The following is a 23,992-nucleotide window of genomic DNA, read 5'->3' as shown; positions in this document are numbered from 1 at the left end:
AACAAGTAAGAGTTCAATAAACAACCTTGACAGGAAGGCCTGTGCAGCGAATGAACGGTACCGCCGCGGGCCCTCGTCGTGGTGAAGGAGAACCACATGAAGCGTATTAGAGCGCAGCGGTATTTGCTATTGCTCATAGGCTTATGCATCGTCGGTATCGTCTACTCGGCATATGTGTTGCTGTCGGCAGATCGGGCTTATACACGTGGCGAGACAGCCTACGCTCAGATCCGATCGTACAACCAGACGCCGGCTTTGGGTCAGAAAGATGTTGTTGATGCCGGGGAACCGGCGAAGAGCGCAGTTGATTTTGCCATGTTGGCAGACATTAATCCGGATACGGTGGGCTGGTTGAAGGCCGAGAATACGGAGATCGATTACCCGATCGTGCAAGGTCGAGATAATTCCTATTATCTCGGGCATCTGTTCACGGGCGAGACGAATCGGATGGGCAGTCTGTTCGTCGATTACCGGACGCCGGGCGACTTCTCCGGGCGAATGACGATTATCTACGGACATTATATGAAAAATAACTCCATGTTCGCCTCGCTGCTTAAGTATAAAAAGCAGGTGTATTACGACGCTCACCCGCAGATGCAGATTGAGACGCCGAGCGGCCGTTATACCCTGGCGTTGTTCGCGGGCATCATCGCGGACGGAAAAGAGGAATTCCTCCGGCGCGACTTCGACGATGACGACGATTATGTGGCCTATATCCATTCGGTGGTGGAAGCGTCTACGTTTCGTTCGGATGTGACGGTGGGGGCGGACGAGAGAATCGTGGCCTTGATTACTTGTTCTTACGAGTACACAAATGCCAGGTATGCACTGTTAGGGAAGCTGGTTCCGGCAGCGAACTAACTGCGATGATTGGCCGTTATCGAAACGGCATACGGATATATCTTCAGGAGCTTTGATTCTCCTGAATGACGAAGACTGGATAGGAGCAGAAAGCCAAGTTCTTCGTTGACGCAAAACCAGGCGGTCGGTGTTCGACAGCCTCTTCTGCATATTGTTGATATCCTCGATTGCGTCTTTAACGACCCATTCAGGGGTTATTCGCGCCGGACGGCAAGCTGACCGAAGCAGACATCGTGGTAAGCAGTCACGCTGTTCAACGTGCAGGCCAAGCTTTATTAAGAGCTTATTTAAACAATAAACCAATACTTATGCGATTGCCCTTACCCGTTTTGGCGACAAGCGGTGTTCGCGGTTATGAAGGAGCGCAGGGAAATGAAGATGGAGCCAAGCACTTATGATCATTACTACTCGTTCAAGCCGGTCGGATTATACGGTACTTCCACCCTGGAACTGGAAGGAAACCCGGATCGGGGATTACGGCTTGAGATGTATTTGGACGTGGCCAGCGGGCGAGACACGTATGACGAAGCGGGGCGTGGAGCTTTGGAGACGCTCGAAGAAGAGGTGCTTCAGTATCTGCCGGATCAGCCGCGTCTCGCGCAAACCTATTTTTATTTGACCGGGTACAAGGAGCGGGATTTGGACGACCAGGCTTTCGAGCGCATGCAAACCTATTTGTATGCGCTTCGCAGGCACCGTATAAAGTCGGTTCTGCGTTTCGCTTATATATTCGACGACGTAAACCTTGAAGCGCAAGAACCTTCTACTCGGCAAGTGGTTCGGCATATCCAGCAGCTGGCGCCATTCGTTCGAGACAATCGGCATGTCATTCATGTGCTTCAGATCGGCATGATCGGAGCTTGGGGGGAGTGGGATGTCGCCGCGAGAAGCAGAATGCATGAGCGGCTGATTTTGGAACAATTTCTCGCAGCGATGCCTGACGATCTGTTCGTGCAAGTCAGATATATGAACATCAAGAACGTCAACTTTGAGCCGGACGACCCGTTCCGGAAGCGGATCGGGTTCCATGACGATTTTCTGATCCATATCCTTCATCCACGGAACACCGCCGGAGACGACTCGAGCTCGGAGGAATTCAAACAATTGGACAAAGAGTCGGCAGACGTACTCGTTGACGGCGAATTGATATGGGGCAGGGCGAATGGCATGTACGCGAACGGTGAAAGCATTGACGGTTTGTTTGTCGCCGAGCGGCTTCGCCGCCATCATTTTACATCGCTCAGTCTCAAGCGCAATTATATGGAAGACGGAAAGCGGTATTCGATGTGGGATTGGCAGCAGCAGCCCTGCACCTCTGAAATGCTCGATGCGCATCGGCTTCCATACGAAGAGAACTGGTTTCGCAGTCCTGCGGGATTGGCTTCCAAGACCCTGTTCGATTACATCAAGGATTATCTAGGCTATTACATCAAAGCGGAGGAAGTGCGAGTGGGAGTAAGAGGGGCGGAGGTCAATGTTTCGGTCACGCTGCTGAACTACGGATTTGCCGCTCCGCTGGGCATGAAACGCTGCGAAATGCTGCTCTTGGACAAGGATGAACGGATTGCGGTCGCTGTGGAAATGCACAGCTTGGCGAGTTTGAAATCGTTAGAGCCCGTCCACTGCGCTCTGAAACTGCTTAAACCCGATCGCGTTAAGAGGTACAAGCTGGGGATCAGGCTTATTAATTCCGCCCGGGATTGCGCAAAACTTGCGAATGAGCTTCACTATGCGAATGGCATCAATATTCTGCACGACAATATTTGACGGAAATGTTCATAAGAAAACAGGAGATAACTATGAATGATCGATACGTCTCGAATGAATCCTTGCGTGAGATTATTGTTGAATGTAAACAGCTTATCCAGCAGCTTGATCAGCAACTTGAAGGATTATCGGTATTATTGATGGAGAAGCCGAATGCGTTTACGGATGAACGCTAATCATTAGCCAAAGGGGCGGTTATGGCCAACTTACCGCCTTATTTTTGTTTCTTAATCATCAAATTGAGCTCGTACATGTTTTGAGAATGCCTTGGTATAGCTGGATAGATTCGTATTGCAGTGTACGGCCCAAATATCTCTATATAATAAATCTGGATTTTTATATGGAATTTGAATTAGAGTTCCATTGCAAATGTGATCATGGCCCTTTAATGAGAAATTATCCATAATCGTAAAGGCATTCGAGTTCATCATAAATTCACCGATTGGTTCAGTAACGGTCACCGTTACATAGATCGGATTCCCATCTAGATTCGCTCTTTTGAACATTTCTTTATGAGAGGCAGAGTCGAGAACAATGATGGATTCGTTTTTTAAATCCTTCGCCGTCAAATATTCTTTAAATCGAAAACGAGATTCTTTTCCGACGCAAATGCAAAAATGGCTTGTATATAGCGTTTCAATATCCATATTCCGGTTCACTAATTCTTGATCTTCGGTAATAAAAGCAAGATCGATACTATTGGTTGTCATTTCTTCGTAAATCTGCTGAGGCAATTTTTCCAAGAGCTCGATTTGGATATCCTTATATTCCTTTTTGAAAGAAACTAATGCTTGTTTAATGATATGTCCAAACGTATTGGAATACGATATCCTCAATTTCAAGTCACTGCCATTTTTTGCGCGATTAATTTCTTCGTATAATTCTATATATTTGGTTTTCATTTCCAAAAGTTTTGATAGTACGATTTCGCCTTCAAGCGTTGGAATTGTTCCTTTTCTAGTTCGTTGGAATATGGTGATTCCTAGTTCATTCTCTAAGGAATGAATGGATTGGCTAATGGCTGAGGCAGTTATATGTAACTTATCTGCTGCTTTTCGGATGGATTGTTCTGCGGCTACTTGTAGAATATATCGAATCTGTTCTGAATTCATGGGGTCACCTTACCTCAAGTAGTTAATTAAAACTATACACAGTGTTAACAACCTCTAGATTGATCCTACTCATGTAATAATATAATGTTCATCCTACTAGGAGGCTAATGTAAATGATAGGACAGAAGAACAGGTTCATGCTACAGGTATCTTTCGGCAATATAGCACTTAGCTTTATCATCCATTTATTATATAGAAAATTCAATTTCATGGAAAACATGGGACATATGATGTCGATGGAGAATATGGCAACCGGTCATGATACCGGCCAGCACGATTCACTTGTACTGAACATTTTATTAATTATTCCCGTGGTTTTCTTGGGGGCAGCTTATTTTCTTTATCGGAAACAAACAGATCAACCATTAATACCAATGTTTCATTCATTGGCTCTTACTTTTTCTAGTATCTCTATTATTTCTGGCGGTGGAGGGGGGATAGAGCTGCATTTTTCTATATTTATGGTGATTGCTATAGTAGCCTATTATGAAGATATTAAGCTAATCGCCCTTATGACGGGGATTTTCGCCGTACAACATATTTTGGGATATTTCATAGTGCCTACATTAATCTTTGGGGTAAGCGAATACTCCATCTTAATGGTTCTTATCCACGCGATCTTCCTCATCTTAACGTCCAGTGCAACAAGTCTTCAGGTGTTATCCAAGAAAAGAATTATAAGCGCAATAGAAGTGGAAAAGGCGATAAAACAAAAAGAAGCTGAAGCGCTTCTCGAAACGGTACAAAAACATGCTCAAGAATTAGAGCAATCGTTTGTGATGATTACTGAGAAATCTGAACATAACATTGTTGCTAATCATGATATGCTGGCAACATTTAAAGAAGTGTCTACAGGTCTTGGGATTCAAAGTCAATCACTAAGCAGTATGGAGACTAATCTGCACAGTATTAATCAGATGATTGAGCAGAACTCCCAATCCTTTTCCGACTTGCAAGCAACGGCTGCTGCAACCGTAACAACGATGCATAACAACCAAAACAATAGTGAACCATTGTTCGAACAAGTTAGAATCGTATCCAATACGATTCACCAAACGGCGGACGTCATGCACAATTTATATGAGTCTTCTCACCAAGTGGAGGATATTATTACTACGATTCAAGAACTAGCTAGCCACACGGGCATTTTAGCTTTAAATGCTTCTATAGAAGCGGCTCGAGCTGGGGAGCACGGCAGGGGGTTTGCAGTCGTTGCCAGTGAGATCCGGAAATTAGCCGAGCAGAGTAATAGGGCCACATACGAAATCAAGGGAATTCTAACTACTATCCAAGAGGAAAGCGAAGAATCTTTAACCCAGATTGAAGTTGGAAGACAAGCAACGACTTACACGGTTGAACTTGCAGAAGCGTCGATATCCAGTTTGAAGCAAATGAACCAGGCTATTACCGAGATGATTGATATTGTTGAAGCCCTTCATGAATCTGTGAAACTTATTGAACTACGGTCACAAGGAATTTCTATTGAAATGACTAACATATCAACGGTCACCGAAGACAGCGTGGCTTCTGTACAAGAGCTTTGCAGCACCACAGAAACCCAATCGAATGCTTCTCTCCATATTAATAGAGAGTTATTCCGGTTGAAGGAGCTTTCCAAAACGTTACAAGAACAGTTTCCTTCTTAAGTTTATAAAAGGACCTGCACGGCCAACCATTTAAGTTGAAAATGCTGACCGTCGATAGCAATCCTAACTATGCTCGTATTTGTGTTTTTGATACCGTGAAAGAAATGAGGAATACAGCTTGGATGAGTGTGATATCCATGATTACGTGAAAGCTAGCCTGAGTTTGGAGTTTGAAAGCAGACAACAGTATCTCGACGAATTGAGGCAGCAATTGGACGTTTTAAATGATCCTACAATGCATATCCGCTCTGACGAGCTCATCGAACAAGCCAGAGAATGGTACCGTATCGGCCATACGATCAAAGGAACTGCACCGATTCTGGGGTTGGGACGCATGGGACGAGTAGCCGCGCTACTCGCCGAATGCTGGGAATGGAGCTACGAAACAAGGTCCTTAGCAGGAAACGAACTTCAAGGTCTGTTTCAGGATTGCTACTTGGCCAGCCGTCCCCTCTTGCATGAGCTCGAGCTGGAATATGAAATCAACTGCAAGGAACTTCTGTTGGAACAAAAGCAAGCACCGCTCAAGGAGGCCCTCCCCTCCCAACTCTTAGGCAGCAGATTGCTGGTCGTAGATGATGACCGTGTGTTACGGTCTTTTTTGGCTCGCAAACTTAGGCTTGAGGGTTATTACGTAGATGTGGCCTCGAACGTGGAAGCTGCAATCAAGCTGCTGAAGGAGAATGACTATCAGTTAATTACGCTTGATTTGATGATGCATCCGCAGAGCGGCTATGAAATATTCGAGGTATTGAAAGAAGATCCAATGATTAAATGGCTTCCCATGCTGGTGTTGTCCGGCCGCAATGATATGAAGGATATCGTGCAATGCTTTCGAATGGGAGCTGACGATTTCGTCACCAAACCATTCCGCTATGAGGAGTTGAGCGCGCGGATTCAACGGATGCTGTTGCGTCACATGGAGTTTGCGCTCCTGGCGTTCAACGATCCGTTGACCGGAATTCATAATCGGCGGTATTTCGACCTGCAGCTTCAAGTAGAGGTAAACCGTGCGCAGAGATACAATGAGTCGTTGACGCTTGTCGTGATTGACATTGATTTCTTTAAAGAGGTAAACGATCGACATGGTCATCCAGCCGGCGATCTCGTGCTGCAGAAATTCGCTCACTTGCTGCAAAGCTGCCTGCGGAAAACCGATATACTGGCGCGCGTTGGCGGTGAAGAGTTCGGTGTCATTATGCCGGGTATTACCGATCTTGAAGCGGAAAAAACCATGAACCGCATCTTGCAACGCGTCCGAAGCGAGCCGATTGCCAAGCACGATAGTTTTGATCATTTTATTACCTTCTCGGCAGGCATCGCTTCCAGGAGTACAAGCAAGTCCGTTCAGAATTGGTTTCAAGTCGCGGATTATGCGTTGTACAAAGCGAAGCGGACCGGGCGGAATCGGGTGGTCCGAACATCCTCCGGCATGGCGCAAAGAAATCTGTCTGGCTTGGAACCTCAAGCCGAGGAGCCCAGAACGATTCTGATTGCCGACGATGACCGTATGCTCCGCATGATGATCGCCGATCAATTCAGAAAAGAGCCCTATAAGCTGCTAGAAGCGAAAGACGGAGAAACGGCTTATCGGATCTTAGTCGAACAGCAGCCGGATATCTGTATCTTGGACTGCATTATGCCGGGGATGAGCGGATTTGAAGTGCTCGAACGATTGAGAACGGAAGGAACGCGTGCTGCAAAAACCCAAATCATGCTTCTTTCCGGAAGAAGCAGCGACGAGGATGTACATAGAGGGCTGGTACTTGGCGCAGATGCGTATATGTTTAAACCATTCTCCTTAATTGATGTGGAAATGAAAGTGAACAAGATGCTGTCAGCTGTACGGAAGACTGGGAAAATCCAACTTTAGATAGGTACCTCGAAGCAATGCAAAGGTAGTATCCCCGCCTCGGCCAAACGTAAAACCACATCCGCATGAGGATGTGGTTTTACGTTTGTATCGTTTTCCAATATAGCACTTTCCCTCGCGTCTAAGCAGCAACATCCCTCTTCATAAATACAATCCATGAAACCAAATTGAACAATATAAAGTACACGCACAGGACAGCTACTGAAAAAGCAAGGGTCATCCCTTCTTGATAAGGGTGGCCTGATAAATACGGCGTCAGATCGATATTCGCAAACAAGATGTACTTGCTCCAGGCATAGGACCGGAGGAACTCCGTAGCGATTTGACCCGCAAACATAGCAAAGAGGGAGAACCCGATAGCCATCGCACTGCTGCGAAATGCAGTCGAAATCATGAAGGCAATGGTAACGAACATAATCGTCGCTACCCCTTTAAGCAAGTACGTCTGCAATAGGTTCGCGACCATGCTCCGTTCCAGAACATTGCCGTCATCAGCATTTACGCTTAAAAGGGGCAAGTCAATGTGCCTAAATCCATAGAACATTCCGTTGATCAAGATCGATACGATAAACAGGATGATCAGGAGCGTGATCCCGAACAGAATCATGGACACATATTTGGACAGAAGTATCTTAAGCCGGTTGTGTGGTCGGATCAGCAGGAGCTTAATTGTGCCGGAGGAGAATTCACCCGCCATACTGTCCCCTGCGACGATAACGGTAAATAGCGTAATCAAAATGACAAAGTTCGTCGATAGGTTAATCCCCATCCACAGCGTGCCATCAACCGGCCGGATATCGTGCTCAAGCTGATAATCGTATAAGGCGACCATCTCTTCATTATAGCTCTGGCTTTCCTTGCTCAGGTCCGGCTTCTGCAGAGCTTGCAGTCGGGATTGTTTCTCCGCGGCAACCTGCCCCTGCCAAGTGGCGCTCTTCGGGTCATTGCTGTAATCGTTCCATGCCGCAAAGTTCACAAAGCCGATAATAACGATCATGATTCCGATCATGATCCACGTCCGGATTCGGCGGTACAGCTTCATATTTTCGTTTAGTAACAGGCTACCCAATTTGTCCGCCTCCCGTTATTTCTAAGAATCGATCCTCCAAGGATTGACGTTGTGCTTGAACACCGTAGATTCTCACATCCGCTCTCATCAGATCCGTCAGGATATCCGGAATCCGCTCCTTCTCAGCCATAAACTCCAGCCCCTCGGGTAGAGCCTGCACGTCCTTCACATACTCCATCGTCTTCATTGCATCCAGCGCGCGCTCGAGCGGAATCGCTTCAATGACGTAGGTTTGCGCCTCGTCTGCCGACTGAACGAATTCCTGAATCGGTTTCACATCGACCAGCTTGCCTTGTTGGAGGATGGCCACTCGATCGCACATCAGCTCCATTTCGGATAACAGATGGCTGGAGACAATGACGGTAATTCCTTCCGTGCGGGTCAACAGGCGCAAATAATCGCGAAGCTCGCGAATGCCCGCCGGATCAAGCCCATTGGTCGGCTCGTCCAGAATGAGCAGTGACGGACGATGCAGCATTGCTTGCGCTACGGCCAATCGCTGACGCATCCCCAGCGAATACTTCTTCACTTTGTCACGAATCCGATTGTCCAGCTTAACGAGGCTGACGACCTCATCGATGCGTGCCCTGGTCACGCCCGGCACCATCCTCGCATAATGAACGAGATTGTGGTAGCCGCTCAAATACTTATACATTTCCGGATATTCCACGATGGCTCCGACATGACGGATCGCTCGTTAGATTATCAATGATCGTGGAACGGCCGATTCGTTTGGTTACTTGACGCAAGCTGAGGACAGGTTCGTTGCTCATGATCGATCTCCTTCTATCGGGTAATGGCTGAAGCTTGTGAGCGAGCGCTGCAATGATTACTATGATTCTAAATCAATAATTATTGTTTTACAATAAATTTTTATTATATCTAGATGTATAATTGTTGTTAAAAGGTGGCTGCTCAGGTGATTTCGGGCTATGTATTCCCATGAATAAGATGAGGAAGGATCTACGCCACACCGGCTGGCTCTCATGATATAATCTTACTAATAGAAAAGCGCACCTAACGATAGAGTTGGATTCGCAGGAAATTTTGATGTTAAGGGAGCCGATCATCGATGGACGTCGTTTACCAATTTGAAGAAGTAGCCAGACTTCCTTTGCCCGGGGATAACTGTGCTGTGGCGATTCGCCAATTGAACTCCGGTACCGTCATTCAGTATGAAAGCCAATCCTTCGTCTTGGATTACACGGTTATGGAAGGCCATCGATTCGCGGTACGAGCGATTGCTCCCGGCGAAGAGCTGCTTTCGTGGGAATTGCCTTTCGGCGTGGCGGTTAAGCCGATTCATCCCGGTCACTATGTAATCAACGAAACCGTTCTGGAAGCGCTCGGCGTGCGCCAGTTGACATTCGCGCTGCCGCCTGAGCCTAATTTTGCGGACCAAGCCCATCCTTATATTCTGGATGAGGAGAACTTCCAGCCTGCTCCCGCCTCACCGGTTTATACGGATACCAGAACCTTTATGGGTTATCGCCGCCATGAAGATCGTGGAGTCGGCACCCGTAACTACATCGTACTGCTCGGCACCACCTCGCACACGGGCAGTTACGTGAAGCAGCTTGCTGCACGCATGCAAAGCGAGTGCAAGAACTATCCGAATATCGATGGAATCGTTCCCGCGGCTCATACGGAGGGCGGTACTTCGACGCCGAATAACGCGGAGCTGCTGCTGCGGACGCTCGCCGGTTTTATGGTCAACCCGAATGTCGGAGCGGTATTGCTCGTCGATTATGGGAATGAGTCGATCACGAACAAGATGGTGGAGGCTTACGCGCGCGAGCACAGCTACTCGATCGATGAAGTGCTTCATAAGTTCGTATCGCTCACAGGTACCTTCGAAGAGGAACTGGTTAACGGTGAAACGGTAGTCCGGAGCTGGCTGTCAACGGTCAATGCCATGCAGAGAACACCTGAATCCATCAGCCACTTGCGAATCGGTCTGCAGTGCGGAGGTTCGGACGCATTTTCCGGCGTATCCGCGAATCCGCTGCTCGGCTGGATTTCAGAAGAGTTGGTGCGTTACGGAGGTGCGGCCAGCCTGGCGGAAACCGATGAATTGATCGGCGCGGAGCCGTACGTCCTGTCTAAGGTACGCGATGTGGAAACCGCGCGCAAATTTCTGGAGCTTCTGGATCGGTTTAAGGAGCGCACGTCTTGGCATGGCACCAGCGCGGAAGGTAATCCGTCCGGCGGTAATATGTATCGCGGCTTGTACAACATCTATCTCAAATCAATAGGCGCCGCGATGAAGAAAGACCCGACAACGCGGATCGATTATGCAACCGAGTACGGGGAGCTCATGAAAGATCGCGGCTATTATTTCATGGATAGCCCCGGCAATGACTTGGAGAGCATTGCAGGGCAAGTGGCCGCAGGCTGCAACATGATCTTCTTTACGACGGGGAATGGTTCGATCACTAATTTCCCGTATGTGCCGACGGTTAAGGTGGTCACGACAACCCGCCGTTTCCAATTGCTGTCGAACGACATGGATGTGAACGCGGGGCAGTATCTGGAAGGCAAGTCGATGGATGAGCTGGGCGAAGAGGTATTCGAATTGGCGATTCAAATTGCTTCCGGGCAGCGGAGCGTCGGCGAGAAGGCGGGCCATTCCCAGGTGCAAATTTGGCGGAACTGGCAGCAGAACGATGCGAGCCAACTGGAATCGTTGCTGCACGCTCCTATACCGACAGGAGCACCTATAGAAATTCAAGACGATGGCGCAACGACGGCTAACGCGATTCAATTTACCTTTACGCGGCATCATGATCGCCGCTCCAGCGACAAAATCGGCCTGATTGTGCCAACCAGTCTATGTGCCGGACAGGTAGCCAACATGATCACAAAGCGTCTGAACGAGCAAAAAGCAGGGCAACCCGATATCTCGGGTATTGTCTCATTGGCACATACGGAAGGCTGCGGTGCCTCGGGAGGAACAGCTGAATCGCTGTTTGCCCGCACGATGATCGGCTATATTACGCATCCGATGGTGGAGCATTGTTTACTGTTGGAGCATGGCTGCGAGAAAACGCATAACGACTATATGCGCCATCAGATGGAAGTTCACGGCGTCGATGCGAGCCGGCTCGGGTATGCCAGCATTCAGCTCGACGGCGGAATTGCCAAAGTAAGCGAGAAGGTCGAAGCATGGTTCTCCGATCGCTTGGCCGCGTCCGAGCCTGCGGAGAAAGTGACAGTCGGTCTGGAAGGGCTGCGTATCGGGATCGTAAGCGAGGGTACCATTTCCGACGATGCCGGCGAGCAGTTGGCGTCGCTGACCAAGATGATTGTCAGTGCAGGAGGTTTGGTGGTCATACCTGAGAACAGCGGATTGCTTGCCGCTGCCGCATTCGGAGAGCAGCTATCTTTAGCGCCTCAAGCTCGGCCGTCCATCGCCTATGGGGAACATGCCCGACTGAACGGCTTCCACATTATGGAGACTCCCACAACGCATTTGGTGGAGACGATCACAGGCCTCGCCGCTACAGGAGTGGAACTAGTGATTGCGCTGATCGGCAATCGCCCGATGCAGACGCATCCTTTTGTCCCGATGCTGCAAATGACGTCAGAGCAAGCCTTGCAGCAGAAACATCAGCAAGATGTTGACTTGATGCTCGCGGGTGAGCCGGACTTATGGCCGAATCAAATTCTCGAGCTCAGCAAACAAACGTTGGAACATGCCTATGTGCCGCTACTCTTTAAGCAAGGAAATATCGATTTCCAATTGACGCGGGGCTTCTTGGGTGTTTCGTTATAACGCAGATATCTATGAAAAGCGAGGTCTAAACCATGTTGAACACGTATCTGTCCAAACGGCCGCTTGGCAATACCGGCCTGCTCGTAACGCCGCTATGTCTGGGAGCTGCCCCTCTCGGGGATATGCCGGAGACCTTTCAATATAGCACGTCGGAAGAACAAGCGTTGATAACGCTGCGTACCGCTTTTGAAAGCCCGATTAATTTTCTGGATACGGCTGCATCCTATGGCTTCGGTGAGAGCGAGCGGCGGATCGGCAAGGCCGTTCAAGCGAATGGCGGACTTCCGGAAGGTTACGTGTTGGCTACCAAAGCCGACCGTGATTTTGCGACCGGCGACTTCAGCGGCGAGCAGATCAAACGTTCCGTCGAAGAGAGTCTTGAACGATTGGGACTGAACCGTTTGCAGTACGTGTATATCCATGATCCTGAACATACCACCTTTGAAAATGTCATGGGATCTGGCGGGCCGTTAGCGGTATTGCAAAAGTTTCAAGAAGAAGGAGTCATCGATCATATCGGCATATCCGGCGGCCCGATCGATATGCTCATTCAATACGTAGAAACGGGAGCGTTTAGCGCTGTAGAGACCCATAATCGGTATACGCTGCTTAATCGATCCGCCGAACCTTTGCTTGAAGTCGCGAGTCGTATGGGCGTCGCCGTCATTAACGCTGCTCCATATGGCAGCGGCATATTGGCCAAAGGTCCGGATGCGTACGCCCGCTATGCCTATAGCGAAGCTTCGCCAATCGTATTGGAAAGAGCGCGTTCGTTCGCCAAAGTGTGCCAGGAAAATAATGTCCCACTGGCTGCCGCGGCGCTTCAATTCTCGCTTCGCGACCCGCGAATTACCAGCACGGTCGTCGGCATGAGCAAGCCGGATCGGATCGCTCAGACGGTGGAACTCGCGAATTTCCCGATTGCTCCGGAGCTATGGCCGGCGCTTGACGCCTTCGGCTATGATACGGAGGATCCGGAAGCGAGCCGCTTCGCTTAAGGGATATAGCGTACGATAACTGCACATATGAAGTAATTCATCTGCATTCAAACCACATCCGCATGAGGATGTGGTTTTTGTGTTTCACAGCCGTCTATTCACATGGACAAATCCTCAGAGGTATGATTATAGCGTAAGAATCGGGATCAAAAAGGAGAATCTGCAGCATGCTGCTCCTCACTCTCAACTAATCGAATGGTATGGCGTCTGTGCACGGTAAGAGCAAACTTGTCCGTTCGGGCAGGTTTCTTTGGCTGTGCATGGCTTATACGGCATCGGTAAGAAGAGACGACGGGAGATGAGCGGATTGCGCATGCTTTATTTGTTGATGGGCGTGGAGGGTTTATCGTTGCTCGGCACCCGAATGACATCCATGTCAATTGGGATTTGGCTTTATCATTCAACGCATCAAACTACGCCGATTTTATGGATATCCTTATTTAACGAACTTCCGGCCATGCTCGCCGGAAGCCTGGCCGGAATTTGGGTGGACCGGCTTCCGAAACGGGTTGTGCTATTGCTAAGTGATGCGGGGCAAGCGGTCGGGAGCCTATTATTAATGTGCAGCTTCTGGATGGGCTTTTTTAGTCTGCCGTTATTGTATGTAGTCGTCTTTTCTCAAGGAATATGCGCCATGTTCCAAGCGCCGGCTTCGCAAACGGTAACGGCTATGTTAGCGAGCGAGGAGAAGCGGGACCGGGTTAACGGAATTAAAGAAATGGTATTTCCGCTTGCAGGTATTATTGCGCCTGCATGCGTAAGTCTGCTTTATCATCCGCTTGGGATAACAGGCATTGCCCTCGTCGACGCATGTACCTTTGTCGCATCTGCGGTTTTCTTATTGTCAGTGAGGTTGCCGGATGAGTCGAGAAAAGAGCTTAACGAAGTTCAAGCTGCAGGAGCTCTTCGGGACGTTTTCGAGGGAATCGTATTCCTGTTTCGGCATCGATTAATTGGCCTGGTCGTATATACTGGTGTAATCACCTTTCTGTTAAATGGAACTCTGGATATGGTCGTTCCCTACGTATCGGGTTCTTCGGGGAATATCGGTTGGGGTGTGTCGTTTGTCCTCGCATGCATGAATGCCGGCGCATTCGCAGGTGCGCTTATCGTAGCCTTGATAAGCGGTTTCCGAAGCCGGATTACAACGTTAATGACGGGTTATCTGCTGACGGGGCTTATGTTTATCGCTTTCGTATCGGCAACGGGGCCGATATGGCTTGGCGTAACGTTATTTGTGCTCATGATTCCGCTACCAGCCACCAACGCGTTGTTAAACTCCCATTTTCAATCGATCGTGCCTCCGGCGTTACAAGGTAGAGTTTTCGCCTTCCTGTACCAAATTCATTTAGCTTCCGCTGTCGTATCATTCGCTGTTATGGGGCCGCTTGTCGACCGGATTTTGCAACCGGCCGCCGAAGAAGGAGCACATTCCTGGCTGTTCCGCTATTTTAGCGATCAAAGGGTTGCCGGAATAGCTGTTCTATTAATAGCAGCCGGAATCGTCATTATTGCCGTTACGATAACGGGAATGCTGCTTCGTAGAAGGATGAAAAGTTAATTTCTACACAACAGCAATACGTACGGGGTTCTATATTTGGCGGCAGATTGAGGTTTTAACACAGATATGGTTCGCCTTCGCCAAATTTTAAACCACATCCTCCATGGGATGTGGTTTTTGCCTTTCTCGGGTAGTAGAATAACGCTCTCCTTGGCCGTCCTCCTCAACAGAAGGATAAACAGGACTACTGGCGAATATCATTCTTTGCTCAGTATATCGATTCATACTTGTTGTGAGGTGGCGGAGGTGCGCGGCATTCGCTCGATAAAGACGACCAGAACGGTTCATAGGAACACAAGCTTCATGCATGTACTGCTTAATCGGTTCGGTTTCTCCTCGTTACGCAAACGAATTATGATGCTTCTGACGATTGGCTTAGTCGGCTTCGCCATCTTAATGGCAACCGTTTCTTACAATGCGATTTACACGATGCAGCACGATAAGATCAAGACTTCCATGGCTTTCGATCTGTACCAGCAAACAACCAAGCTGAACCAAATGTACAATAACTTGCTTCAGGTTACGCAGCAGATGACGCCTGAGGGCACGGTGGGCAACCTGATGGAGTCCTACCTCTCTGCCAAGGACTCGTATAGCCAGCGTATTCTCTCTAGGGATATCTCCTACAACATCGGACTAATTACATTTTCAAATCCGGCGATGGAGCTGGTCATGTACTATCACCCCGAAACCGGGCAGCCCGCGTTGACGAATCTGCCGCTGCGCGGAGACTTCACGCTGCAGTCTTTACCCGATGTCTCCGGTATGGGACAGCTGAAATACCAATCCCCGCATAAATCGTTATGCCGGTTTAGCGATGATCAGGTAGTATCCGTGACACGGGAAGTGAAATTCTCGGACGGCACGCAATTGGTCGTTTACGTGGAAGCCAAGACCGACATTTCGACAGATATGAATTCGCTTTCAGAAAGCGTGAATATGCCCTATTCGCTGGTTTTCACGGATTCAACGGGTTTGGTGACTTATAATAGCAGCCATTCAACGGCCTTTGCGGCCGGCCAACGGCTCATGCTAACCGGGCATTCGGGTTCGGCGGACGGCTATGTGTGGAACCGAATGACGGGCGATTACGGCTATGGCATTACGCTGCTTCTTCCTATCTCTTACTACAATCACGAGCTCTATACGTGGAAGAATCATATGTACTGGATTCTCGCCATTGCCTTACTGATGATGTTTCTGCTTACGCTGTTATTGCGGCGGCTTATTAATGGACCTTTTCAATTAATTGAGAGGGAAATGAGGACGTTCGGTAAGGGATACATGGGAACCAGTCAATATCGTACGGGTATCGATGAGTTTGACCGGATATTCGATCAGTTCAACATTATGAAACGGCAAATCCAGCAGCTCATTATCGACGTAGAGCAGAAGGAGAAGCGCCGGCATCAGCTTGAGATCGAGAAGCTTGCCTACCAGATCAACCCGCATTTCCTGATGAATACGCTCAATTCGGTGCGTTGGCTGGCGGTGATGCATAAGCAAGCGAAGATTGAGAAATTTGTTTCTTCTTTAATTAATTTGTTGAATTATAACTTGGGTAAGTCTAAGGAATCGGCTACTTTTCGGTCAGAGATTGAGGTCATGCGCACGTATTTGGAACTGCAGCAGATGCGGCATGATTTTGAGGCGGGACTGGACATTGAGGAAGGCGTCTATCTGGATAGCCCGGTTGCGCGGTTCATCCTGCAGCCCATCGTGGAAAATGCCGTCTGTCACGGCCTTGATGATCACGGCAAGCTGGAAATCTCCATTTCCCCCGATGAAACGGCACAGATGGTGCACATCACGATCCGCGACGATGGCAAGGGGCTGAGCCGGGAAACGCTGGCCTTGCTGCAGCGTGACACGCCGGATCAGCAGCAGACGGGATGGGGGATTGGGCTTCGTTATGTGCGATCCATGTTGGAATCATTTTATGGCCATAACGCTCGTATGGGTATAGAGAGTACGCCGAATCAAGGTACAACGGTTACATTAGATCTTCCTTATCTTCAGCACAGAGAGGAGAAAGCGATTTGATCCGAGTATTAGTCGTTGATGATGATAAACTGGCCCGTAAAGGCTTGATTTCGATTATGCCATGGTCGAGCCACGATATGGTTGTTGTCGGAGAAGCGGCGAACGGCGCGAAAGCGCTGGAGTTTATGGAAAAGCATGAGGTGGATCTCATGTTCGTGGATCTCTCGATGCCTGTCATGTCGGGAATGGAGCTGCTTCAGGTCACAAGACAACGATTTCCGGGGCTGCGCTCCGTTATCTTATCCTTCCACGAAGAGTTCGAGAATGTGCAAACGGCTTATCGGATGGGAGCGCTCGATTACCTGTCGAAGGTGCGCTTAGAGTCGGAGGACGACGAGCAAATATTGAAACGCATCCAGCAGCAAATGTCCGGCGAAAGGTTGCAGCAGGCAGCAGCTAAGCCGCCGGTCTTATCGGCTCCTGCTCCCGAGTCCAATACCCGCTCGCAAGAGGAAGAAGGTTGGTCCGGGCTGGAGCAGGAGTGGCGCTCTCACTACTGGCTGTACAATGAGTCGGTCTTTCAGCGCCTATGCAAGCAGACGATAGAATCCAAGGTTTCTTTTCGCCGCTTAGAAGGGATGTTCATGCGTGTCATTTCACAGATCGAGACGATTACCGCGCTGGACATCGAGCTCCGTTCGGATGCCAATGACGTCCGTTCGGCGGTTGAATGGCTGCGCGATTACAGGAAACGCGTGTATGTGCAGGTTGCGGCATCCTCTGATTTCACCAATACGACGACCAGCATTCTAAAGGCTGTATTGTTCATTCGCGAGCAGGCTTCGAATACATTGCATGCCGAGGAAGTCGCCGATCATGTACATATGAGCCGAAGTTATTTTAGCCAATGCTTTAAGAAGCTGACAGGCTCGACGTTCAATGATTACTTAAGGCAAGAGCGGATGAGGGCGGCCGAACGGCTGCTGTGCGAAACCAATCAGTCCATCGCGTGGGTTGCCCATGCCGTAGGCTACAATGATTCCAAGTATTTCTCTCAGCTCTTCTATGAACAGACGCGTCTGTTGCCCTCCGAATTCCGAGCCCAGTTCCACAAGGGGGATGATTGATTGCAATCGATCGAACAAATACCCACCCCACTCTTGTATTTACCGCAAAACACGGCACATCCGTCTGACTTATTTTCTCCGCTTCCCATGTACAATGAGAAGGCAAGAAACAAAGGGGAGGGATAAGATGAAAAGGAAAATGGCATTGTTGCTTTCCACCGCATTGCTTGGTCTCACTGTGACAGCATGTACTTCCAATGATTCATCGAACAATTTGAAAGCGTCTTCAAATTCGGATTCGAACTCCGCAAGCCCGGCATTAACGGGTGATGATCTGGCTTTCTCCAAATTTCCCAAGCCTGTTGACGTTCACATCGGCATGGTCGTGGATCCGACGGACAAGACGTTGCCGGAAGGCGACAGCGTAAGCAACAACCCGTACACGCGTTATCTGAAGGAAAAGTACAACATCAATATCATTGTCGATTGGACCGCGGCTACCGGTAACGACTTCAAACAGAAGGTCAGCTTGACGATCGCATCAGGCAAACTGCCTGACGGTATGGTCGTCGACGATCGCTCCTTTATGACCAAAGCAGCCAGCTCGGGACTGCTCTATGATATCACCGATATTTTCAATCAATATCAATCCTCGCAGGTGAAGGAGATTATGGCCAGCACCGGGGGCCGTGCGCTCGAGAATGCCAGCTACGAGGGCAAGATGGTAGCCCTTCCGAACATCACGGTAGATACGGACGGCGTCCATGTACTCTGGATTCGCAAAGATTGGCTGGATAAACTGCAGCTGCCTGTGCCGAAGACATTGTCTGATATCGAGAAAACGGCGAAAGCATTCATCGATAATAAGCTTGGCGGAGACAAAACGATCGGTATCGCCGGTCCTTCCAAGAACTCGTTCCCTTACTCCACCTTCCTCGTTTCCTCCAATAACATGGGAGGCTTCGATCCGATTTTTGGCGCGAACGACGCTTACCCGGGCTACTGGCTCGACAATGGCGACGGATCGGTCTCGTACGGAACGACGTCGGACAATACGAAGAAAACGTTGGCTTTGCTGGCTGACTGGTACAAAAAAGGACTCATTGATCCCGAAGTGGGCACACGCGACAACGTAGGCGATCCGATCAATGCCAACCAGACGGGGATTTTCTTCGGTCCATGGTGGAATGGCGGCTACGGCAACGGGGATTCCTTCAAGAATGATCCGACTGCGAACTGGCAGGCCTATCCGGTCTACACCGACGACAACAAGTGGAATTCGCACATGAAGACGACCGGCAGCACCTACACCGTTATTAGTAAGAACGCTAAGCCGGATGTCGTAAAGGCGATTATGATCATGAATAATGCGCTTGTGCGCGATGAATCGACCTTCGATTTGTCCGTCAGCGTAGGCTGGTATCCGCTCCGCAACGTTATGGCTGCGGCCAACGAGACGGAATACGAGTACACCGAGCTTCTGAAAGTGCTCAAGGGCGAGACGAATCCTGAGGATTACAATAAGCCGAACAGCTTGTACAAACTGATGTATGCGGATGCCAAGAAAGTGAAAGACGTCGTGAAGCCTCCTTACGATGATTTGAATGTCAGCAACTTCAACACGACGAACTTCGGCGATTTCCAGCGTTTATATTCCCTCTTAATTGGCGATCGTCCGTTCACAACGGTTCCGATTGATAAGAAGGTCTATAGCGTAACTTACAACCAGACGCCGACCATGGAAACGAAATGGGCGAATCTGAAGAAGATGGAAGATGAGACGGTCATGAAAATCATCCTTGGCCAAGCGTCCATCGACTCCTTCGACAAATTTGTGAGCGATTGGAAGTCTCAAGGCGGAGACGAGATCACAGCTGAGGTCACGAAACTCTTGAAGAAGTAATCATGCAGATGCTTGCGGAAGGCACTTCCGATTGAGGTGCTTTTCGCAAGCTTTACTATCCTGCCGGGATAGGGAGAGGGAGGTTAGTCGGGATGAGAAAAATGGGCCATCAGAAGCACTATTATTTGATGCTGCTGCCGGGTATGGTCTGGCTTGTGATGTTCAGCATTGTGCCGATGTTCGGCATTCTGATGGCATTTCAGAATTATAATCCGGGAGCGGGGCTGTTCAAATCCGAGTGGGTCGGGCTGGAGAACTTCAAATATATGTTTCAGCTCAATGACAGCAAGACGGTTATCGTCAATACCCTGATCATCGCGGTCGGCAAAATCGTGCTTAATCTGCTTGTGCCGCTTATCTTCGCCATTCTGCTAAATGAACTTCGCAGCTTGCGTTACAAAAAGCTGGTTCAGACCGTTGTTTACCTGCCGCACTTTCTGTCATGGGTTATTATGTCCACGATTGTCATTGGGATTTTCGGCTATTATGGCGTTATCAATACGGTTATCGGCATGTTTGGCCATGATCCAAAACTATTTATGGCGGATGCGGGCATTTTCCGGCAGATCGTCATCGGAAGCGACGTGTGGAAGGAATTCGGTTATAACGCGATTATCTTTCTTGCGGCACTGACAGGCATTAATCTCAATCTGTACGAGGCGGCTGCCATTGACGGCGCTAATCGCTGGCAGATGATCAGGCACGTCACGCTTCCTGCGTTGTCGACCACGGTTGTTTTGCTGGGCGTGCTCAGTTTAGGCAACGTTCTGAACGCCGGCTTCGATCAAGTGTATAACCTGTATAACCCGCTCGTATTTTCTACCGGAGATATATTAGACACATGGGTGTACCGGCTGGGCTTGCAAAATCTTCAGTTCTCGCTGGCGACGGCTGCCGGGTTGTTCAAGTCGGTCATTAGCTTTGTACTGATTTTCATATCCTATCGTCTGGCTTATCGCTATGCCGATTACACGGTATTCTAAAGGAGGACGCTGCATTGGTTAGAAATACAACGTTAGGCTCGCGGACGTTTGAAATTGCCAATATTATCGTCCTCGGTATTCTGCTTGTAAGCTGTATTTATCCGCTATGGTACACGTTCTGTGTATCGATCTCCATCAAGTCCGCCGCTAATGCAGGCTTGGTTACCATTTATCCGATCGGTTTCTCCTTGGCGCCGTATAAGGAAATTATCAACGACAGCCTATTCTTTAACGCGTTCTGGATTTCCATCCAGCGTACCGTTCTCGGCACATCGTTCTCTTTGCTGTTGACTGTTCTGATGGCTTACCCGCTGGCTCGGCCAAAGAGAGATTTTAAAATGCGCAATACCTTCATGTGGATCCTTGTCTTCTGTATGCTGTTCAACGGAGGATTGATCCCTTGGTACCTCACGATTCAAAACTATCATATGATCGATACGATCTGGGCGTTGGTGCTGGGCGGAGGCGTGCCGGTATTCGACGTCATCCTGATCATGAACTTCTTCCGGAATCTGCCGAAGGAGCTCAATGAGGCGGCCGTAGTAGACGGTGCCGGTCCGTGGTCCGTACTGTTTCGGGTATATATCCCGTGTTCGATTCCTGTGCTTGCGGCAGTGGCGTTGTTCCTTGCCGTGTATCACTGGAACGAGTTCTTTAACGGCTTGGTGCTGATGAATACGGCTGCCAAATATCCGCTCCAAACCTATATTCAGCAGCTGGTCGTCAACATTCCCGTCGGTACCAGCCTGACTCCGGAGCAATATAAGAAGCTTTCGGAGCTGTCTAACCGGACGCTGAACTCGGCTAAGGTGTTTATCGCTATGGTGCCGATGCTGATCGTGTATCCGTTCCTGCAAAAATACTTCGTATCCGGTATTATGCTTGGCGCCGTGAAGGAGTAAGGGCAGAACAAAGAAGAACCCTGCCGTGAGGTGGGGTTCTTCTTTTGTGCTATGGAACGGCAAAAGGATGGCTATGGCTCAGACCGTCAAATCATTTTCTGATTTTATGTGAATCGCTTCTTGTAGAAGCCGTTGGAGGATAGCAGCAAAAACAGCGATCACGAGCGAAGCGAAATGACGAGGAGCCCCAATAATCCAACGGGAGGGTCCGCTTTCTTCGCTATAAAACGAAAGAGAGGCATACCTAATACATATAAACCGCTGATTGTAAGCGCACAGTGCTTGATGTTCTTTAACGCTTTTACAGATAACTCCGAGAACGCTATGTTCTTATCAATGTACCGCAAGAGCTTGAAAGCCTGATAGAGAGCAAAGTAAAAAGGCATTGCCGCTCCATACATCACGATGAAAATGAGATATTTCATGGGGGCAATCGTTGGATACTGGTCTGCTGCGACATTCGCCACTTCGTTTTCGTTTTCGTTTTTAATTGGGTAAAATAGAGGGATAGTCAAGCTGTACTATGAAAGATAGAAGGGAATCGTGCGAATGAAGTCATTTGAATGGATGTTGAACAAATATGCGGAATTGGTTGTCAGAGTTGGGGTGAATGTTCAAGTCGGGCAAGTGCTGATTGTACATGCTCCCATCGAAACGGCTGAACTCACTCGGTTAATTGTAGCGAAAGCGTATGAAGCGGGAGCTAAATTCGTCATTGTGGAGTGGGATGACGATGTGGTTACTCGCGCCCGCTATGAGAAGGCATCGGATGACTCCTTCGATTATTATCCGCAGTGGCTGGCAGATAGTATGGTACGGTTTGCCGAAGAGGGCGGGGCGATCCTGCATATTAAAGTGCCTAATCCGGACCTGTTCCAAGGTATCGATTCTTCTAAAGTATCGGCGGCGGTCAAGTCAGCGGCAATCGCACGTAAGGAATATTCCTCATACACACGCAATAGCAAAATCAGTTGGTCGTTGATCAAAGCGCCGACCGCTGCCTGGGCTAACAAAGTGTTTGCCGACCTTCCGGAAGAGCAGCGCGTGGATGCGATGTGGGAAGCGATCTTCGCAATGGTGCGCGTGAATCAAGAGGATCCGATCGCCGCTTGGCGCGAGCATATTCAGCATTTGAAGACAAGGCAGGATCTGCTGAACGCTAAACGATATAAGAGTCTTCATTATCGTGCGCCGGGAACGGATTTGCGCGTGGAGCTGCCTGAGGGCCATATTTGGCGCGGCGGAGGCGGTGAGAATGATAAAGGCATCTATTTCGTGGCGAATATGCCGACGGAAGAAGTGTACAGCATGCCGCATCGTACCGGCGTGAACGGAACGGTAAGGAGTACCTTTCCGCTCAATTTGAACGGCAGACTTGTGGAAGGGATTACGTTTACGTTCAAGGGCGGCAAAGTGGTCGCCTATGATGCAGAGTCCGGCCGCGAGCATTTAACCTCGCTGCTGGAGACGGATGAAGGGGCATCCTACCTCGGCGAGCTGGCCTTAGTGCCGCATGATTCCCCGATATCGAATTTGAACAGAGTCTTCTATAATACGGGCATCGATGAGAATGCTTCCTGTCACTTTGCTCTCGGAAGCGCTTATCCTGTGAATCTGGAAGGAGGCACGAAACTCACCGGTGACGAACTTCTGGAGCGGGGCGCTAACGTAAGTCTGACACACGTAGACTTTATGATTGGCTGCGCGTCGCTCGATATTGACGGGGAATTGCCGGACGGTTCTATAGAAGCTGTATTCCGCCAAGGGAACTGGGCGTACTAATAGATAGTAACTCGGACCATTCCCGTAGATAGAAGCGGGGGTGGTCCTTTGATGTATAGGGAGGAAGGCAGCGATTCTAGTAGCCGGATAATAAAATTCAAAAAACAGTTGCAATATGCTAGTAGTCCATGGTATATTCTATTTCTGCCTCCGAGACATCAACTTGGATGCGGTGATCGAAACGAAAACAAGCTGAAAAATAAAGCTTGCAATCATGTTTCGAAACATGGTATGATCTAATTCCGGTCATGAGCCGGAAGGAAATAAACCAAGTATTTGTTCTTTGAAAACTGAACAATGAGCGACCAGTCAAATGGTCATAAATCGCAGAATTAACGTTCTGCAAGCTAGTATTTTGAATGAGCTAACAAGCGAATTCATAAACGGTCCTCGGACCACTTTTATGGAGAGTTTGATCCTGGCTCAGGACGAACGCTGGCGGCGTGCCTAATACATGCAAGTCGAGCGGAGTTATTCCTTCGGGGATAGCTTAGCGGCGGACGGGTGAGTAACACGTAGGCAACCTGCCTGTAAGACCGGGATAACATTCGGAAACGAATGCTAATACCGGATATGCAATTCAGCTGCATGGCTGAATTGGGAAAGACGGCGCAAGCTGTCACTTACAGATGGGCCTGCGGTGCATTAGCTAGTTGGTGGGGTAACGGCTCACCAAGGCGACGATGCATAGCCGACCTGAGAGGGTGATC

16 protein-coding genes, 1 rRNA gene and 2 pseudogenes are annotated in these 23,992 nt (G+C 49.1%); 15 read left to right on the top strand and 4 right to left on the bottom strand.

Translation table 11 applies throughout. From position 1 onward, the window contains the following. The first annotated feature begins 96 nt into the window (after nucleotides 1-96). From srtB to I8J30_RS32085, 3 genes are all read left to right on the top strand, one after another. Nucleotides 97-861, top strand: coding sequence for a class B sortase (gene srtB, locus I8J30_RS32095; RefSeq protein WP_210664416.1), 765 nt, complete (start codon nucleotides 97-99; stop codon nucleotides 859-861). A 372-nt stretch (nucleotides 862-1,233) separates the two neighbouring features. After that, complete coding sequence (locus I8J30_RS32090; RefSeq protein ID WP_210664415.1) at nucleotides 1,234-2,628, top strand: DUF4874 domain-containing protein; 1,395 nt, start codon at nucleotides 1,234-1,236, stop codon at nucleotides 2,626-2,628. 32 nt (nucleotides 2,629-2,660) lie between these two features. Then, nucleotides 2,661-2,804, top strand: coding sequence for a hypothetical protein (locus I8J30_RS32085; RefSeq protein WP_210664414.1), 144 nt, complete (start codon nucleotides 2,661-2,663; stop codon nucleotides 2,802-2,804). 51 nt (nucleotides 2,805-2,855) lie between these two features. Here the strand turns inward: I8J30_RS32085 and I8J30_RS32080 are convergent, their stop codons facing one another. Beyond that, the gene (locus I8J30_RS32080; protein WP_210664413.1) at nucleotides 2,856-3,740 is read right to left on the bottom strand and encodes a LysR family transcriptional regulator; all 885 of its coding nucleotides are present in this window, start codon (nucleotides 3,738-3,740) and stop codon (nucleotides 2,856-2,858) included. 113 nt (nucleotides 3,741-3,853) lie between these two features. Between I8J30_RS32080 and I8J30_RS32075 the strand changes: the two genes are divergently transcribed. Both I8J30_RS32075 and I8J30_RS32070 read left to right on the top strand, forming a co-directional pair. Continuing rightward, nucleotides 3,854-5,386 (top strand): methyl-accepting chemotaxis protein, encoded by a 1,533-nt coding sequence (locus I8J30_RS32075; RefSeq protein ID WP_210664412.1) that lies wholly within the window; start codon nucleotides 3,854-3,856, stop codon nucleotides 5,384-5,386. 118 nt (nucleotides 5,387-5,504) lie between these two features. Next, the gene (locus tag I8J30_RS32070) at nucleotides 5,505-7,259 is read left to right on the top strand and encodes a response regulator (RefSeq protein ID WP_210664411.1); all 1,755 of its coding nucleotides are present in this window, start codon (nucleotides 5,505-5,507) and stop codon (nucleotides 7,257-7,259) included. Between the two features lie 121 nt (nucleotides 7,260-7,380). Here the strand turns inward: I8J30_RS32070 and I8J30_RS32065 are convergent, their stop codons facing one another. Both I8J30_RS32065 and I8J30_RS34345 read right to left on the bottom strand, forming a co-directional pair. Continuing rightward, the gene (locus I8J30_RS32065) at nucleotides 7,381-8,328 is read right to left on the bottom strand and encodes an ABC transporter permease (RefSeq protein WP_210664410.1); all 948 of its coding nucleotides are present in this window, start codon (nucleotides 8,326-8,328) and stop codon (nucleotides 7,381-7,383) included. A gap of 273 nt (nucleotides 8,329-8,601) precedes the next feature. Then, a pseudogene (locus I8J30_RS34345) lies at nucleotides 8,602-9,025 on the bottom strand (ATP-binding cassette domain-containing protein); the annotation flags it as partial. A 375-nt stretch (nucleotides 9,026-9,400) separates the two neighbouring features. Here I8J30_RS34345 and I8J30_RS32055 point away from each other — a divergent pair. The 8 genes from I8J30_RS32055 (at nucleotide 9,401) to I8J30_RS32020 (ending at nucleotide 21,500) form a co-directional block, all read left to right on the top strand. Further along, complete coding sequence (locus I8J30_RS32055) at nucleotides 9,401-12,103, top strand: UxaA family hydrolase (protein WP_210664409.1); 2,703 nt, start codon at nucleotides 9,401-9,403, stop codon at nucleotides 12,101-12,103. A 32-nt stretch (nucleotides 12,104-12,135) separates the two neighbouring features. Continuing rightward, complete coding sequence (locus I8J30_RS32050; RefSeq protein ID WP_210664408.1) at nucleotides 12,136-13,101, top strand: aldo/keto reductase; 966 nt, start codon at nucleotides 12,136-12,138, stop codon at nucleotides 13,099-13,101. Between the two features lie 298 nt (nucleotides 13,102-13,399). Next, nucleotides 13,400-14,662, top strand: coding sequence for an MFS transporter (locus I8J30_RS32045; RefSeq protein ID WP_210664407.1), 1,263 nt, complete (start codon nucleotides 13,400-13,402; stop codon nucleotides 14,660-14,662). 246 nt (nucleotides 14,663-14,908) lie between these two features. Continuing rightward, the gene (locus tag I8J30_RS34140) at nucleotides 14,909-16,705 is read left to right on the top strand and encodes a sensor histidine kinase (protein ID WP_210664406.1); all 1,797 of its coding nucleotides are present in this window, start codon (nucleotides 14,909-14,911) and stop codon (nucleotides 16,703-16,705) included. Next, the gene (locus I8J30_RS32035; protein ID WP_210664405.1) at nucleotides 16,702-17,772 is read left to right on the top strand and encodes a response regulator transcription factor; all 1,071 of its coding nucleotides are present in this window, start codon (nucleotides 16,702-16,704) and stop codon (nucleotides 17,770-17,772) included. Before I8J30_RS34140 ends, I8J30_RS32035 begins: the two co-directional genes overlap by 4 nt. Nucleotides 17,773-17,899: 127 nt before the next feature. After that, nucleotides 17,900-19,615 carry an extracellular solute-binding protein gene (locus tag I8J30_RS32030; protein WP_210664404.1) on the top strand — a complete coding sequence of 572 codons (1,716 nt, stop codon included), beginning with the start codon at nucleotides 17,900-17,902 and terminating at the stop codon, nucleotides 19,613-19,615. A gap of 92 nt (nucleotides 19,616-19,707) precedes the next feature. Continuing rightward, nucleotides 19,708-20,598 carry an ABC transporter permease gene (locus I8J30_RS32025; RefSeq protein WP_210664403.1) on the top strand — a complete coding sequence of 297 codons (891 nt, stop codon included), beginning with the start codon at nucleotides 19,708-19,710 and terminating at the stop codon, nucleotides 20,596-20,598. Between the two features lie 14 nt (nucleotides 20,599-20,612). Next, a complete protein-coding gene (locus I8J30_RS32020; protein WP_210664402.1) occupies nucleotides 20,613-21,500 on the top strand; it encodes a carbohydrate ABC transporter permease in 888 nt (295 codons plus the stop codon). 93 nt (nucleotides 21,501-21,593) lie between these two features. Here I8J30_RS32020 and I8J30_RS32015 read toward each other — a convergent pair. Continuing rightward, a pseudogene (locus tag I8J30_RS32015) lies at nucleotides 21,594-21,967 on the bottom strand (DUF2975 domain-containing protein); the annotation flags it as partial. Between the two features lie 82 nt (nucleotides 21,968-22,049). On the opposite strand from I8J30_RS32015, the gene I8J30_RS32010 reads away from it, so the two are divergent. After that, nucleotides 22,050-23,282 carry an aminopeptidase gene (locus I8J30_RS32010; RefSeq protein ID WP_210664401.1) on the top strand — a complete coding sequence of 411 codons (1,233 nt, stop codon included), beginning with the start codon at nucleotides 22,050-22,052 and terminating at the stop codon, nucleotides 23,280-23,282. 400 nt (nucleotides 23,283-23,682) lie between these two features. Further along, nucleotides 23,683-23,992, top strand: a 16S ribosomal RNA gene (locus I8J30_RS32005); the annotation flags it as partial.

Source organism: Paenibacillus lignilyticus (genome assembly GCF_017942085.1).
Lineage (GTDB): Bacteria > Bacillota > Bacilli > Paenibacillales > Paenibacillaceae > Paenibacillus_Z > Paenibacillus_Z lignilyticus.
Note: the sequence above shows the minus strand (reverse complement) of the source record. Positions and strands in the feature narration are given on the sequence as shown.

Coding starts and splice junctions, on each gene's coding strand:
- srtB (WP_210664416.1), top strand. CDS start 97: ATGAAGCGTATTAGAGCGCAGCGGTATTTGCTATTGCTCATAGGCTTA.
- I8J30_RS32090 (WP_210664415.1), top strand. CDS start 1,234: ATGAAGATGGAGCCAAGCACTTATGATCATTACTACTCGTTCAAGCCG.
- I8J30_RS32085 (WP_210664414.1), top strand. CDS start 2,661: ATGAATGATCGATACGTCTCGAATGAATCCTTGCGTGAGATTATTGTT.
- I8J30_RS32080 (WP_210664413.1), bottom strand. CDS start 3,740: ATGAATTCAGAACAGATTCGATATATTCTACAAGTAGCCGCAGAACAA.
- I8J30_RS32075 (WP_210664412.1), top strand. CDS start 3,854: ATGATAGGACAGAAGAACAGGTTCATGCTACAGGTATCTTTCGGCAAT.
- I8J30_RS32055 (WP_210664409.1), top strand. CDS start 9,401: ATGGACGTCGTTTACCAATTTGAAGAAGTAGCCAGACTTCCTTTGCCC.
- I8J30_RS32050 (WP_210664408.1), top strand. CDS start 12,136: ATGTTGAACACGTATCTGTCCAAACGGCCGCTTGGCAATACCGGCCTG.
- I8J30_RS32045 (WP_210664407.1), top strand. CDS start 13,400: ATGAGCGGATTGCGCATGCTTTATTTGTTGATGGGCGTGGAGGGTTTA.
- I8J30_RS32030 (WP_210664404.1), top strand. CDS start 17,900: ATGAAAAGGAAAATGGCATTGTTGCTTTCCACCGCATTGCTTGGTCTC.
- I8J30_RS32025 (WP_210664403.1), top strand. CDS start 19,708: ATGAGAAAAATGGGCCATCAGAAGCACTATTATTTGATGCTGCTGCCG.
- I8J30_RS32010 (WP_210664401.1), top strand. CDS start 22,050: ATGAAGTCATTTGAATGGATGTTGAACAAATATGCGGAATTGGTTGTC.